Genomic DNA, 14,734 nt, shown 5'->3' on the forward strand with positions numbered 1-14,734 from the left:
TTGAGCGGCTGGCGGGCGCAGGGGTGGCGGCGGCGCCTGTGGGCGCCACACACCGGGATGTGCGCTTACTGCTGACGCGCCATGGGGATGAGCTTGTCGACTTGTTGCAGCGCGCCCTGGTAGCTGTTGCCGGCCAGTGCGGGCGACGTCAGGAACTTGCCGCCCACGCCGAAGGCCGGCGTGCCGTCGATGTTGTAGGCCTGGGCCAGCTGGTCGGCGCGCTGCACCTGGGTCTGCACGCTGAACGAGTCAAACACCGAGTCGAACTTGGCGCGGTCCACGCCCTGCTCGGCCGCCCAGTCGCCCATGGCATTTTTATCGAACATACGCTTGCGCTCGACGTGCATGGCGGTAAATACCTTGGCATGCAGGTCGGGGCGGTTGAGCGTCTGCAGCGTGTAGTACAGCTGCTGCAGCGGCTTCATGCCGGCATTGAACGCCACGGGAACCTGCTTGAGCACGACGTCGGACGGCGCCGTCTTGGCCCATTCGTGGACCAGGGGCTCCATGGTGGCGCAGTGCGGGCATGTGTAGGCAAAGAACTCGAGCACTTCGACCTTGCCCGGGGTATCCGAAGGCAGCGGCGGGTTGATGGCCACGTAGGGCTGCGCGCCCTGGGCCTGGCTGGCCGGCGCGAACAGCGTGGATGCGGCCAGCGCGGCGGCGGCGGCAAGACGGGTAAGCGTGGAAAACTGCATCGGGCGTGTTCCTGAGTGAAGAGTTACGGTTACAGACCAGCCGCGTAGGGCATAAGTTCAATCGGCCCGGGGTCGCGCTATTGGCGCACCACGTCCGATTCGATCTTGTTTTCGCCCAGCCTGCTGCGGGCGCGATTCATGTCGTCGAGCCGCGCAAAGGGCCCGACCCGCACGCGGTTGACCTGCATGCCGTTGACCTCGGCGCGCTGCACCGCCACTGGCAACCCCAGCAGCAGGATGCGCGCTTTCAGGGCCTCGGCATCTTCGAGCACGCGGAATGCGCCTGCCTGCAGAAAATACTTGCCCGAGGCCGGCGTCGCCGCACGCGCCGGGGGCGCTTCGGACGGCGCCCCGCCGGGCGGCAGGGTGGCGATCAGCGCGCCCAATTCGTCGGATGGGCCCTGCGCCGGGGCGGGCGGAGTCGGCTGCACGCCCGGCAGCGGGGCCGGCGCCGTGGCCGTGGGGCCGCTGGGGGGCGTGCCGGCAGCGCCGTCGCGGCCATACAGGCCCAGGTTGGGGTCGGGCGCCTGGCGAGGGTCGGTGGGGGTCTGGGTGCGGGACGTGTCGCGCGTGGCGCGGTCGACGAACGGCATGGGCGCCTTGGTGACGTAGAACGCCACGATGGCCGCGATGACCAGGCCGATCAGCAGCCCGGCCAGGGCGCCGTACAGCGTGCTGCCGCCTTGCCGGGGCTGCCGGGATGATTTGCGTTTGGTGGCCATGGGCGCAGCTTACATCCGTTGCGGCGCCGACACGCCCAGCAGCGCCAGGCCGTTGGCCAGCACCTGCCGGGTGGTGGCGGCCAGGCGCAGGCGGGCCAGCTTCAGGGGTTCGTCATCGACCAGCACGCGCTCGGCGTTGTACCAGGCGTGGAAGTCGGATGCGCAATCGCGCAGCCAGAACGCTATGTGGTGCGGCGCCAGTTCTTGGGCGGCTTGCGCCACCACCTGCGGGAACCCGGCCAACCGCTGCATCAGCGCAAATTCGGTGGGCGCCGTCAGGAACGCGGCGTCGGCCTGCGCGATGCCGGCCTCGTCGGCGCCCGACTGGGCGATCATCGAGCATATGCGGGCGTGCGCATACTGGATGTAGTACACCGGGTTTTCGTCGCTCTTGGACAGCGCGAGGTCGATGTCGAACACGAATTCGGTATCGGCCCTGCGCTGAATCAGGAAGTACCGCACTGCATCGCGGCCCACCCAGTCGATCAGGTCGCGCAGGGTGACGTAACTGCCGGCGCGTTTTGAGATCTTGACCTCTTCGCCGCCGCGCGTGACCTTTACCATTTTGTGCAGCACGTACGCGGGGTAATCGGCAGGGATGCCCACGCCCAGCGCCTGCAGGCCGGCCCGCACGCGCGCCACGGTGCCGTGGTGGTCGCTGCCCTGGATGTTCACGGCGCGGTGAAAGCCGCGTTCCCATTTGGCCTTGTGGTAGGCGACGTCGGGCACGAAATACGTGTAGCCGCCTTCGCTTTTGCGCATGACGCGGTCTTTGTCGTCGCCGGTGCCGAGTTCGGTCGTGCGCAGCCAGAGCGCGCCGTCCTGCTCGTATGTGTGGCCGCTGTCGATCAGCGCCTGGACGGTCTGTTCGACGCGGCCCGACGTATACAGCGAGCTTTCCAGGTAGTAGTTGTCGAACGCCAGGCCGAAGGCCTGCAGATCGAGGTCTTGCTCGCGGCGCAGGTAAGCCACAGCGAACACGCGGATGTCATCCAGGTTGTCGACATTGCCGCTGGCCGTGACGGCCGCGCCGTCGGCGGCCTGCAGCGTCTTGCCGGCGAGGAAGTCCTGGGCGATGTCGGCGATGTAGTCGCCCTTGTAGCCGTCGGCCGGATAATCGGGCGAATCGGGCCCGATGCCGCGGGCGCGCGCCTGCACGCTGATGGCCAGGTTGTGGATCTGGTTGCCGGCGTCGTTGTAGTAGAACTCGCGGGTGACGTCCCACCCGGTGGCCTCGTACAGGCGGCAGATAGCGTCGCCCAGGGCGGCCTGGCGCGCATGCCCCACGTGCAGCGGGCCGGTGGGGTTGGCCGATACGAACTCGACCAGCACCTTTTCGCCATTGGGCGCCGCGCGGCCATAGGCTTCGCCCTGCGCCGCCACGGCCTGGATGACCGCCTGGCGGGCTGCCGTGGTGATGCGGAAATTGATGAAGCCGGGGCCGGCGATCTCGGCGCTTTCAACGAGCGCGCGGGCCGCTGTTTCGGCCATCAGGGCGTCGACGATGGACTGCGCCAGTTCGCGAGGGTTGCGGCGCGCCGGCTTGGCCAGCTGCATGGCGATGTTGGTGGCCACGTCGCCGTGCGCGGCGATCTTGGGGCGCTCGAGCAGCACCGTGGCCTGGACGTCGGGCAGGACGCGCGCGACGGCGGCCTGGAGCAGCGAAATCAGTTGTTGTTGTTGCTCGGGGAGCATGGGGAATCTGCTGAAGGTTCTGGAGTATCGGCAGCACCAGGCAGGCCAGCCTGCCCCGCTGCCGCGGCGACCGGCCGTGGCCATGCGCCATGTGACGAAAGCGTGCGAATCGAAACCCTGCTAAACACAGGAATATCCTAGATCATAGCGTGATTTGGGCGCTTTCCCTTGCCCTGGGCGAGGTTTGCCGCGCCCGTCGAGCCCTTGCCTGGGGGCGCGGCGCGATTACATTGCGCCATAGCGCCGGCCCGCGCATTGCGGTAGTGTATGGACAGTACCCATTTCAGGAGCCAGCGATGCTTATCAAATTCCATTCCAAGGCGGCTGCCGAGGTCCTGATGCTGTCGCAGAACGCCGCCCCCCTGCTGCGAGCGGCCGGCAAATCCATCAGAGACGAGATTCCCGAGCGCGGCGTGTTCACCCGCGAACAGCTTCCCGCCGCCATTGCGGGCATCGAGGCCGCCATCCATGCGGACGAGCGCGCCCGTGCCGGCGACACCGACGAAAAAGAGGACCCGGACGAGCCGCCGGTGCACCCCATAGCGCAGCATGTCGAACTGCACCAGCGGGCGTATCCGCTGCTGGACATGATGCGCCGTTCGCTGGACGAGGGCGCCGACGTCACCTGGGAAGCCACGCGGGGCTGGTAGGCTGCCGGCAATGTCGCACCCCTGACAGTCTGCGGCAGGTCGTACCGGCATACTGGCGCTCTCTTGCAATGGAGCATTTCATGCGCAGCGATGTAACGATCATCTTCGACGACCGCCGCTCCGTCGACCTTGCCGTGGATGTCACGCCCACGCCGCAGGCCGCCAGCGATGCGCGCGACTGGTTCGAGGCCGCCTGGGACACGCTGGGCTGCGAGCCCCTGCGGCCCAGCGGCAAGGTATTGCTGCTGGACAAGATCATGGGCGTGGCCGATGCGCTGGGGTATGACGTCTTGTCGTCGGACGCCAAGGAAAGCCGCGAGTTCGCCCGGCATGCCGCCCTGGCGCTGGACAAGCCGCGCATCATCGTCGACCTGCCCGGCCTGTCGGTCGGCTACTGAACGGGGCGCGCGCGGCTAGCGGATGCCGGCGCGCATGAACGACTGCACGAACTGCCGCTGGAACAGCAAGAACCCCAGCAGCAGGGGCGCGGCCGACAGCAGCGTGGCTGCCGTGATGACCGACCAGTCGATGCCCTGGTCGGTGGCCGAGAACACCTGCAGTCCCACCGTCAGCGGGCGCGATTCCACCGAATTGGTAATGATGAGCGGCCACAGGAAGTTGTTCCAGTGGTGGCTGACAGACACCAGGCCATAGGCGATGTAGATGGGCTTGGCCAGGGGCACGTATACCTTCAGCAGCACCTGCAGCGGGCCCGCGCCTTCGACGCGTGCGGCCTCTTCGAGCTCGCGCGGCACGGTCTTGAAGGTTTGCCGCAACAGGAAAATGCCGAACGCCGAGGCGAAGTATGGCAGCCCCACCGCGAAGATGGTGTCGCGCACGCCCAGCAGGCTCATCGAGCGGTAGTTCTCGACCAGCAGCACGTCGGGCATGATCATCAGCTGCAGCAGCACCAGCATAAAGACGAAGTCGCGGCCACGGAACTCAAAGCGCGCGAACGCGTATCCGGCCAGCGTGGACAGCACCAGTTGGGCGGCCAGCACCATGGTGACCAGGATGAAGGTATTCAGGAAATAGCGCGGAAACGGCGCGGCCTGCCAGGCTCGCGTGAAGTTTTCGAGCGTCAGCGGCGCCAGCAGGTCGAAACGGGTGGCATATGCCGGCGGGTGGAAGGCCGCCCACACGGCATAGGCCAGCGGCAGTATCCACAACAGGCCCAGCAGCCAGGCGCCCAGGGTATCGAGCTTGCGCGTCATTGGTAGTGTGTCCTGCGGTCGAGCCAGCGGAATTTCACCAGCGCGGTGATGGCCAGTATCAGCAGCAGCACGACAGTCAGCGTGGCCGCATACGAGGTATCCCAGAAGCTGAAGCCCACTTGATAGATATAGAACAGCAAGAGCGTGCTGGCGTTATCGGGCCCGCCGCGCGTCATGACCACCACGTGGTCGACAAGGCGGAAGGCGTTGATCAGGGCGTTTACCAGTACGAACAGCGTGGTGGGCATCAGCAGCGGCCAGAGCACGCGCCGGAAGTATTGCCAGCGCGATGCGCCTTCAAGCAGGGCCGCTTCGCGCAACGAAGGCGAAATGGTCTGCAGCGCGGCCAGGTAGAAAATCATGAAGAACCCGGCTTCCTTCCAGATGGTGACGACCATCAGCGCGGGCAGTGCCGTGTCGCGGCTGCCCAGCCAGTTGTAGCCGGCCGAGCCGAACCACTGCATCACCTGCGCGATCAGGCCATACTGCGGGGTATAGAAGAACAGCCAGATATTGGCCACCGCGACCATGGGCAGCACGGTGGGGGTGAAGTAGGCCATGCGCAGGAAGCCCCGGCCCGCCAGGTTGCTGTTGACCCACAGCGCCATGGCCAGCGCGATGATGATGGACAGCGGAATGGTGACGAGCACGAACCACAGGTTGTTCCATAACGCCTGCCAGAACACCGGGTCGTCGCGCATCAGCGCATAGTTTTCCAGCCCCACGAAGCGCGCCGGGCGGTTGCCGCGCGGGGTGGAAAAGAAGCTGTGCCACACCGTGGCCACTGCCGGGTAGTGCGTGAACGCGGCCAGCAGCACCAGGGCGGGCAACAGCAACAGCCAGCCATAAATTGCCTGCATGGATCTGTTCACGCGGCGGCTCCTGGTTGGCGGTTCAGCGGTAAGCGCGCAGTACGCGATCGGCTTCGCGTTGCGCATCGGCCATGGCCTGCTGCGGCGTCTTCGCGCCGGTCAGCATGGCTTGCAGGCCATCGTTCAGGGCTTTGGTCACGCGTTGGTTCTCATGGGTGGAGAACTCGGCCACGCTGACTTCGAGCTGGTCGCGCGCCACGGTGGCAGCCGGGACTTCGGCGGCGTACTTCTTCATCTTTTCGGTTTCCCATGCGGCCGGGGTGACGGCGACATAGCCCGTGGCGATGCTCCAGTCGGCGGCGCGTTCGGGTGCGGTGGTCCATTTGGCGAATTTCAGCGCGGCCGCCTGCTGCTCGGGCGTGCCGCTCTTGAAAATGTAGAAGTTGCCGCCGCCGGTGGGGCTGCCGCCCCGCTTGGCCTTGGGCATCATTGCCACCCCGAACGGAAAGTCGGCATTCTTGCGGATATTGGTCAGGTTGCCCGTGGTGGTCCAGACAATGGCCGCCTTCTTTTCCAGGAAGTCCTTGGGCGTGGTGCCCCAGTCGATGGTGCCGCGCGGCATCACGCCGTGCTTGGCCGCCAGGTCGTGCCAGAACTGCGCGGCCTCGATCACCGCGGGCTTGTCCAGGTAAACCTCGTTGCCTTCCTCGTTCATCAGGATGGCGTCGTTGGGCGTGGTCAGGGCCTGGAACAGCCAGTAGGCGAACGCGCCTCCGGAGGGAATCTTGATGCCCCATTGCGTCACGTTGCCGGAGGCGTCTTTCTTGGTGAGCTTCTTGCCGTATTCGACCAGCTCGTCCCAGGTGGCGGGCGCGCGCTCCGGATCCAGGCCTGCTTCTTTGAACAGGTCTTTGTTGTAGTACATCACGATGGTCGAGCGCTGGAACGGCACGCCCCAGACGTGGCCGCCGGTGCGGCTGTTCTGCATGAATGCGTCGTAGAAGCCGCCCAGCCATTGCTTGTCGGCGTCGGTCTTGGTGAGGCTGTCGATGGGCACGATGGCGTCTTCGTCGATCAGCGTGAACATGTCGGTGGACAACAGCACGGCCAGCTGCGGCGGCGTGCCGCCCTTGAGCGCGGTAAGCGCCTTGGCGATCGAGTCCTGGTACGAGCCCGCATAGATGGGCTTGATGTCGATATCGGGATTTTCTTTCTCGAAGTCGGCGACCATGTCGTCGACGATCTTGGTGATGGGCCCACCCACTGCCACCGGGTAGTAGAACTCGACTTCTACCGGCTTGTTCTGCGCATGCAGGGGCAACGAGAAAAAGGCGCCGGCCAGGGCGGCTGCCAGGGCTTTGAGAGCGGTGCGTCGCATGATGGCTTTCCTACAAAGAAAGGTCGGCGCCGGGGCGCCCGGGGTTGGGAATAACCGCCGTGTCGGCGGCGAAGAAATGCTGGTGTTCGGGCAGCCACGACAGGCGCAGCGTGTCGCCGGCATTTGCGCGCAAGTGCCCGCCCACGCGTACCGCGACGCCGCGGCTGCTGCCGATGCGGCACACCACGATGGAATCGGCGCCGAAGTACTCGACGCTTTCGATGGTCGCGGCGTGTCCGTCTTCACCGATGACGATATGCTCCGGGCGCACGCCCAGGCGCGCCGCTGCCGCGGGGGCCTGCGGCACCGGCGGGCCCTCGGCGCCGGCGACAACGCGCTGCCCGCCATGGTCGCCCAGGTCGAGCAGGTTCATGGGGGGCGTGCCGATAAAGCGCGCCGCGAACTCCGTGGCCGGGCGCGCGTACAGACCGTCGGGCGTGTCCAGCTGCTCGATGCGGCCATTGCGCAGCAACACCACCTGGTCGGCCATGCTCATGGCCTCGGTCTGGTCGTGCGTGACATACACCATGGTGATGCCCAAGGCCTGTTGCAGGCCGCGGATCTCGCGCCGCATGTCGTGCCGCAGCTGCGCGTCCAGATTGGAAAGCGGCTCGTCCATCAGGCATACCGGGGCTTCGGAAATGACCGCGCGGCCCAGCGCCACCCGCTGCTGCTGACCGCCCGACAACTGCGACGGCTTGCGGTCCAGCAAGGCCGTCAGGCCCAGCAGGTCGGCCACGCGTTGCAGGCGGCGGGGGTAGTCGGCCGCCGGCTCTTTGCGCACCTTCAGGCCGAACAGAATGTTCTCGCGCACCGTCAGGTGCGGAAACAGGGCATACGACTGGAACACCATCGAGATGCGCCGCTGCGAGGGCGGCAGGTGCGTGACGTCGCGGTCGCCGATAAGAATGCGGCCGGACGTGGGCGTATCCAGCCCCGCGATCATGCGCAGGGTCGTCGATTTGCCGCAGCCGGATGGCCCCAGCAGTACCGTGAAACTGCCGGCCGGCGCGGTAAAACCCACGCCCTGTATGGCGGCGGCGTCTCCGTACTGTTTGGTCAGGTCTTCGAGAATAAGCGTGGACATGATCGGGGCGTATTGTGGCGGTGTGTAACGAGTGGTGGCGCAGGCCTCATTCTGGCGGCAAATGAAATCCTTTTCATTTTGCGGTGCAACCATGACATGGTCGTGTCACGGGCGCGCCGTCTGCGGGTGCGGCCGGCAGCGCGCTATTCGTGAAACGGATACGGCCCCGGATAGGCGCCGATATAGGCGTGATGCGTCACGAGCGCGCCGTCGCGCCATTGGTGCAGGTGGTAGCCCGGCGGCTCCATGATGAAGTCTCCCGTTCCGTGGGGGCGCAGGTCCAGGTTGATCTGGTGCGCGGGGCCGGGGCAGGTAGACGCGATGGTGCCGCCGAAGCGGCGGAAAATGGTGCGGTGCAAATGCCCGCACAGGATGCGTTCGACATTGGGATGTTCCGCCACGATGCGCTCGAGCTCGCCTGCGCCCTCGAGCAGGCCGATGGCGTCCATATAGGCGATACCGGTGGCAAACGGGGGGTGATGCATGGCGATAAGCGTGGGGCGTCCGGGTTGTTCGGCCAGCCGATCGCGCAGCCATCGCAGGCGTTGTTCACACAGGGTGCCATGGCTGCTGCGCGGCACCACGGTATCGAGCATCAGCAGGCGCAAGGGGTAGTCTTCCACCGCATACTGCAAGTACCCCTGCGCCGAGCGCAGATACGCGTGCTGCGTGAACGCGTCGGCCATGGCTTCGCGGTCGTCGTGATTGCCGGGCATCAGAAAGTACGGCAGCCGCAGCGCGTCGAGCATGCGTTTCAGGTGGGCGTATTCCTGCGGCTTGCCGAAGTCGGTCAGGTCGCCGCTGATGATCACCAGATCCGGAGCAGGATCCAGCCGGTTCAGCGTGTCGATGGCGGGCGGCAGGAATCTGTCGGTTTCGACGACGTTGTACGCCTTCTGGCCGGGCATGCGGATGTGCAGGTCGCTGATCTGTGCAATAAGCATGATGGGTAACTCAAGCTGTTGAGGTGCGCGCGCGCGGCCGGGCTGCGGCGCTGCTTGCGGTGCCGCCCCCCACGATGCGATGCGGCAGGCGTACGGAAGGAGGCTGCTGGCCATTCAGGCGCGCCAGCAGCAGCGCGCACGCCGTGGCGCCGATTTCGCGGCTGGGCTGTTCCACGGTGCTGAGCGCCGGCACCATCATCGCGCCGATTTTCACACCGTCGAATCCGCATACGGCGACGTCGCCCGGCACGTGTACGCCCAGCGTCGCAAGTTGCGCAATGACCGATGCGGCCAGCAGGTCGTTGGAACAGAACAGCGCCGTGGGCGCATTGCGCCGCCCCAGCAATTGGCGTAGAGCCGGCGCGCCGGCTTCGGTGTGGGCTTGGACTTCCAGGTGCGCCAATGCCGGCAGCCCCAACGCCCGGGCGCTGGCGCGCGCGCCCAGCAGCCGGCGATGCGCGCGGTCGGACGCGGCCAGCGGCCCGCTGACAAAGGCGATGTGCCGGTGCCCCAGCGTGGCCAGGTGAGCCACCATTTCGTGGGCAGCGGCGCGATTGTCCACCGACACGAAGGGGTGTGAACGCGATTCGTTGTAAGCCAGCACATGCGGCATGCCCGCCTGGTCCAGCGCGCGCAGCGTGGCATTGCGGGCGGCGTTGCCCACGGTGAGGATCAGGCCGTCGATCTGGTGGTCGATCAGCGCCTGTACCGAAGCGGATTCCACCGATGGGTCGTAGCCTGTGATGCTCATCATCACGCTGTACCCGGCCGCGCGCGCATGCTGCTCTGCGCCTTCGAAGCAATCGGCAAAAACGGGGTTGGTCAGTGTGGGAAGCAACAGGCCTATTGTGCGCGTGCGCCCCGCGCGCAGGCTGCGGCCCACGCGGTTGGGCCGGAACCCGCTGCGCTGCGCAACCGCCGCAATGCGCGCCCGCGTTTCGGCGCGCAACAGCTCGGGCTGGTTGAACGCGCGCGAGACGGTCGCCGCCGATACGCCCGCCTTGCGGGCGATTTCGAGTATCGAGGGGCGTCGGGAGGGCTGACCGGGCACGGCGGGGCTCAGGCTGTAAACGATTTCATTCTATGGGCAGCATATGACAGCCGCGTGACGCGATAAGGTATCGCGAATTCGCAAGCGCGCCAATGGGGGGTAGCGCGCATGCGCCACCACCACCCGTTTACAGTGACGCCAGGAAGGCCAGCAGCTCGTTGAGGTCGGCGGGCTTGGTGAAGTGCCGGTCGAACCCGGCCTGTTCGCTGCGCGCGATATCCGACATTGCGCCATACCCGCTCATGGCGACGATTTTCAGGGCGCTCGCCCAGGGCTCTGACCGCAGCCTGGCGCACACGGTGTAGCCATCGAGCTTGGGCATGCCGATGTCCAGGATGGCAACGTCGGGTCTAAGCCTCCTGGCTTCCGACAGCGCTTGCTCGCCATCGGCGGCGAGGGCGACGCGATGGCCGTCCAGCTCCAGAATGGCGGCAAGGGTCTGGGCGGCATCGACGTTGTCATCAGCGAGCAGCACGTTCAATCCGCGCTTGGCTGCGGTATCGTCGTCGGCGCGGCTGCTGCTGGCGGGCGCGTCGTGCGCGGCCTGCGGCAATGGCAGGCGTACCTGGAACTCCGAGCCGCGCCCCAGGCCTGCGCTGCACGCCTGCACGGTGCCGTCGTGCAGCGCCACCAGGCGTTGCACCAGGAACAGGCCGATGCCCAGCCCGCCCTGCGAGCGTTCGAGCGAGCGTTCGGTCTGGTAGAAAAGCCTGAACAGCTTGCCGAGATTCTGCGGTTCGATGCCAATGCCCTCGTCGCGCACGCGCACCGTAACGTAGCCATCGGGCTCGGTCGCGGCGTCGATCCAGATGGTACTGCCGGGTTCCGAATACTTGGAGCTATTGACAAGCAGGTTGGCAAACACCTGCGCCATGCGTACTTTGTCGACGGTCAGCTGCACGGGGCTGGCGGGCAGGTTCAGCGTCACCCGCTGCAACTTGGCGTTGATCTGCGGGGCGCTGGTTTCCATGGCATGCTGCAACACCGTGCACAGCGTGGTGGGTTCTTTCTTGAGCCCGATCATGCCGTTGCCGATCCGGCCCACATCGAGCAGGTCGTCGATCAGGCGCGAGAAATGATCGATCTGGCGCACGATAACGGCGCTGGGTTCGCGCAGCGTCGCGTCGTCTTCCGACTTGCGCTTGAGCAGTTCGGCGATGTTGCGTATGGGCGCGAGGGGGTTGCGCAGCTCGTGGGCCAACTGCGCAAGGAACTGGTCCTTCTGGCGGTCGGCTTCTTTCAAGTCTTGTTCGGCCAGGCGCTGGTCCACCAGGTCGGCCGCTTGCCGCGCCAGCAGGTCAAGGTGGCGCAGGTCGCGTTCGCAAGGCTGGTGCGGCGCGCGCCAGTGCGTCGATATCATGCCCAGCACCCGGCCGCGGCGCGATATCAGGGGCGTGGTTTGCACGGCCAGTATGCCCAGGCTCAGGTAAGCGGCCAGGTCGCCGCTGCGCTCCATGAACTGGCAGACGCGGACATCGCTGACAAACACCCGCGCGCGGGTGCGCAAGGCTTCGCCGCAGGTGCTGTGCGATTGCAGGGTGACCCATTCCCAGAACGCCTCGGCCTCGGGAGAAAACCCTTTGTGGGCGACCAGTTGCAGCTCGCCGCTGTCGCCGCGCTCGGCGTGCAGAATCTGCATGCTGGCGAAATCGGCTTCCATGATGTCGGCCGCGGTATCGGCGATTTCGCTGTACAGGCTATCGTCGTGGCCCGAGGCCAGCAGGCGCATGCTGATCTGCTGCAGGCGCCGCGTATCGGCCAGCTCCTGCTCCAGTTCGACGCGCGCGCGCTGCATCTCGACCGTGGCGCGCGCGTTGGCCACGGCAATGCCGGCCAGCCTGGCTCCGAAGTCGGCAAGCGCCAGCAGATGCGCCCAATTGCGTTCGACCCGGGACAACCCCATGAAGAACGACCCCACCGGCCTGCCTTCGATATCGACGATGGGCGTGGACAGGCATGCGCCCAGGCCGGCGGCCAGGCAGGCGGCGCGCCATTGGGGCGACCACTGGTCGTCGTGCGCGATATCGGTGCAATAGACGCGTGCGCCTTGCCGCATGGCGGCGGCGCAGGTGGTGGCATCGTCGGCGTCCGCCGCCAGCGGCCGACGCATGTGTTCGATGAAAGACGCGGGCAGATGGGCCGCGTACGCTTCGGCCGGGCCTCCCGCAGGGGCGGTGACCACTACTGCGGCGCGCACGTCGGGGTCCAGCTCGGTGGCCGTGGCGGTCAGGGCCAGCAACGCATCCTGCAAAGGCGCGCCCGTTGCGACCAGTTCCAGCAGGCGGCCCTGATGTACCGCCAGCGCCGCCGGTGGCAAGGCGGACGCGGCGCCGGTCTCGGGCACTTCGGGTTGGGAAGGCGCGACGCCGACATTTGATAGGGGTGACTTGTACATCGATAAGGTATCCCTGCGGTGCAATTGCACGTCTGTCGGGGTCGGAGCCAGCAATCGGCGTGCCGGGGCAAGTATGGCGCAAAAAAATGCCCGCCGTACAGGCGGGCATTTCGTCGGGGGCGGCGTTATGCGCCTTACGCGGCCTGGACAGCGTCGGTTTCGGCTGCCACGGCGACCCCATTGGCCAGGTGCCGGTTTACCGCGCTGAGCACGGCCTTGAAAGACGCGGTGACGATATCGCGGTCGATGCCGACGCCAAAGCCGGTGGGCGAATCGCCCAGGCGCACTTCAACGTAGCTGGCAGCGCGCGTGTCGGTGCCGGTGCCGATGGCGTGCTCATGGTAGTCCATGATGCGCACAGGCAGGTGCAGCGCCGCGACGAAGGCAGAGATCGCGCCGTCGCCGGTGCCGGTGAAGACGCGGCGCTCGCCATTGCATTCCAGCTCGACCTGGATGCTGAATTGCTTGCCCTCTCCGGCGCCCGGGTCGCCGTCGATGCGGTGGCGCACCAGTTTCCAGGGCGTGTGCTGCTCCAGGTATTCGCGGCTGAAAATCGAGTGCACGTCATCGGCGGTGACTTCGCGGCCGGTTTCGTCGGTAACGCGCTGGATGGCGCGGCTGAACTCAATCTGCAGGCGGCGCGGCAGAACCAGCCCGTGTTCTTGTTCGAGCAGGTACGACACGCCGCCCTTGCCCGACTGGCTGTTGACGCGGATGACGGCGTCATAGCTGCGGCCCAGGTCGGCCGGGTCGATCGGCAGGTAGGGAACTTCCCAGACGGCATCGGGCTGCTGCTGGGCAAAGCCCTTTTTGATGGCGTCCTGGTGCGAGCCCGAAAACGCGGTAAACACCAGATCGCCGGCGTACGGGTGGCGCGGATGTACGGGAAGCTGGTTGCAGTATTCCGCGCAGCGACGCACTTCGTCGATATCGGAAAAATCCAGCCCGGGGTGCACGCCATGCGTGTACAGGTTCAGCGCCAGCGTCACCAGATCGACGTTGCCGGTGCGTTCGCCGCTGCCGAAGAGGCAGCCCTCGATGCGGTCGGCGCCGGCCATCACCGCGAATTCGGCGGCGGCCACGGCGGTGCCGCGGTCATTGTGGGGGTGCACGCTCAGGACAATGCTGTCGCGGCGGGCAAGGTTCCTGTGCATCCATTCGATCTGGTCGGCGTACAGGTTGGGCGTGGTGGCTTCCACGGTGGCCGGCAGGTTCAGCACCATTTTGCGGTCCGGCGTGGGCTGCCACTCGTCGGCCACGGCATTGGACACGTCAAGCGCGAATTCGGGTTCGGTCGTGCTGAATACTTCGGGCGAATACTGGTAGCGCCATTGCGTTTCGGGGTGCTTGGCCATGTACTGCTTGACCAGCCGCGTGCCCGTGACCGCAATCTGCTTGATCTCTTCTTTGCTCATGTTGAAGACGATCTTGCGAAACGCCGGCGCGCAGGCGTTGTACAGGTGCACCATTGCCTGCTTGGCGCCCGCTGCCGATTCCACCGTGCGGCTGATGAGATCTTCGCGCGATTGGGTCAGCACAATGATGGTGACGTCATCGGGAATGCGCTTTTCGTCGACCAGCTTGCGCACGAAGTCGAAGTCGGTCTGCGACGCCGAGGGAAAGCCGACCTCGATTTCCTTGAACCCGATCTTTACCAGCTGCTCGAAAAAGCGCAGCTTGCGCTCGACGCTCATCGGCTCGATCAGCGCCTGGTTGCCGTCGCGCAGGTCGGTGCTCATCCAGATGGGCGGCTGCGTAATGCGGCGGCTGGGCCAGGTGCGTTCGGAGAAGTCGCGGGCGAAGGGCGCGAAAGGTACGTATTTGGTAGCGGGGTTGGCAAGCATCAGTACACCTTGATCAAGAGTCCCGTGGTGGCGGGAAGAATTCCGGTTGCGGTTCCGGGGAACCCTGTTCTACAGGCCGGGATGATGGTCCGGGGACATCGGCGGCCATGGATGGGCCAGCCGGGGTCGTGCAATGAACAGGGATCAGGCTTGTGGCGAGCGTGGCTGCCGAGCTACCACAGGGCGCTAGGCCCGGCAACCGATCGGTAGGTATAGCGATAGCGCAATGAGGGAAATTCGCGCG

General features: G+C 66.1%; 13 protein-coding genes. 2 read left to right on the forward strand and 11 right to left on the reverse strand.

Annotated elements, in window-relative coordinates; genetic code table 11:
- Positions 1 to 65 precede the first annotated feature (65 nt).
- The 3 genes from CAL18_RS18725 to argS all read right to left on the reverse strand — a co-directional run bounded on the left by CAL18_RS18725 (position 66) and on the right by argS (position 3,115).
- Positions 66 to 698, reverse strand: coding sequence for a thiol:disulfide interchange protein DsbA/DsbL (locus tag CAL18_RS18725; protein WP_094818501.1), 633 nt, complete (start codon positions 696 to 698; stop codon positions 66 to 68).
- A gap of 77 nt (positions 699 to 775) precedes the next feature.
- Positions 776 to 1,420 (reverse strand): SPOR domain-containing protein, encoded by a 645-nt coding sequence (locus CAL18_RS18730; protein ID WP_094818502.1) that lies wholly within the window; start codon positions 1,418 to 1,420, stop codon positions 776 to 778.
- A gap of 9 nt (positions 1,421 to 1,429) precedes the next feature.
- Positions 1,430 to 3,115: an arginine--tRNA ligase gene (argS, locus tag CAL18_RS18735; protein WP_094818503.1), complete on the reverse strand. Its 1,686-nt coding sequence runs from the start codon at positions 3,113 to 3,115 to the stop codon at positions 1,430 to 1,432.
- Between the two features lie 296 nt (positions 3,116 to 3,411).
- Here argS and CAL18_RS18740 point away from each other — a divergent pair, with 296 nt between their 5' ends.
- Together CAL18_RS18740 and CAL18_RS18745 are read left to right on the forward strand one after the other, a co-directional pair.
- Positions 3,412 to 3,765 (forward strand): DUF1840 domain-containing protein, encoded by a 354-nt coding sequence (locus CAL18_RS18740; RefSeq protein WP_026640620.1) that lies wholly within the window; start codon positions 3,412 to 3,414, stop codon positions 3,763 to 3,765.
- 80 nt (positions 3,766 to 3,845) lie between these two features.
- Positions 3,846 to 4,163, forward strand: a complete 318-nt coding sequence (locus tag CAL18_RS18745) for a hypothetical protein (RefSeq protein ID WP_094818566.1) — start codon at positions 3,846 to 3,848, stop codon at positions 4,161 to 4,163.
- Positions 4,164 to 4,178: 15 nt separating this feature from the next.
- Here CAL18_RS18745 and CAL18_RS18750 read toward each other — a convergent pair whose 3' ends face one another.
- From CAL18_RS18750 to leuA, 8 genes are all read right to left on the reverse strand, one after another.
- Positions 4,179 to 4,979 (reverse strand): carbohydrate ABC transporter permease, encoded by an 801-nt coding sequence (locus CAL18_RS18750; RefSeq protein ID WP_026640622.1) that lies wholly within the window; start codon positions 4,977 to 4,979, stop codon positions 4,179 to 4,181.
- Complete coding sequence (locus CAL18_RS18755; RefSeq protein ID WP_094818504.1) at positions 4,976 to 5,851, reverse strand: carbohydrate ABC transporter permease; 876 nt, start codon at positions 5,849 to 5,851, stop codon at positions 4,976 to 4,978. Before CAL18_RS18755 ends, CAL18_RS18750 begins: the two co-directional genes overlap by 4 nt.
- A gap of 22 nt (positions 5,852 to 5,873) precedes the next feature.
- Complete coding sequence (locus CAL18_RS18760) at positions 5,874 to 7,169, reverse strand: ABC transporter substrate-binding protein (RefSeq protein WP_026640624.1); 1,296 nt, start codon at positions 7,167 to 7,169, stop codon at positions 5,874 to 5,876.
- Between the two features lie 10 nt (positions 7,170 to 7,179).
- Complete coding sequence (locus CAL18_RS18765; protein WP_094818567.1) at positions 7,180 to 8,256, reverse strand: ABC transporter ATP-binding protein; 1,077 nt, start codon at positions 8,254 to 8,256, stop codon at positions 7,180 to 7,182.
- A gap of 143 nt (positions 8,257 to 8,399) precedes the next feature.
- Positions 8,400 to 9,200, reverse strand: a complete 801-nt coding sequence (locus tag CAL18_RS18770; protein WP_094818505.1) for a phosphodiesterase — start codon at positions 9,198 to 9,200, stop codon at positions 8,400 to 8,402.
- Between the two features lie 10 nt (positions 9,201 to 9,210).
- Entirely contained in the window at positions 9,211 to 10,251 is a 1,041-nt protein-coding gene (locus CAL18_RS18775) for a LacI family DNA-binding transcriptional regulator (protein ID WP_094818506.1), read from the reverse strand.
- Between the two features lie 127 nt (positions 10,252 to 10,378).
- Positions 10,379 to 12,646: a hybrid sensor histidine kinase/response regulator gene (locus CAL18_RS18780; RefSeq protein ID WP_094818507.1), complete on the reverse strand. Its 2,268-nt coding sequence runs from the start codon at positions 12,644 to 12,646 to the stop codon at positions 10,379 to 10,381.
- 134 nt (positions 12,647 to 12,780) lie between these two features.
- Positions 12,781 to 14,493 carry a 2-isopropylmalate synthase gene (gene leuA / locus CAL18_RS18785; RefSeq protein WP_094797667.1) on the reverse strand — a complete coding sequence of 571 codons (1,713 nt, stop codon included), beginning with the start codon at positions 14,491 to 14,493 and terminating at the stop codon, positions 12,781 to 12,783.
- Positions 14,494 to 14,734: the final 241 nt, after the last annotated feature.

Origin of the sequence: Bordetella genomosp. 7 (genome assembly GCF_002261415.1) — a bacterium.
Taxonomy (GTDB): domain Bacteria; phylum Pseudomonadota; class Gammaproteobacteria; order Burkholderiales; family Burkholderiaceae_B; genus Bordetella_A.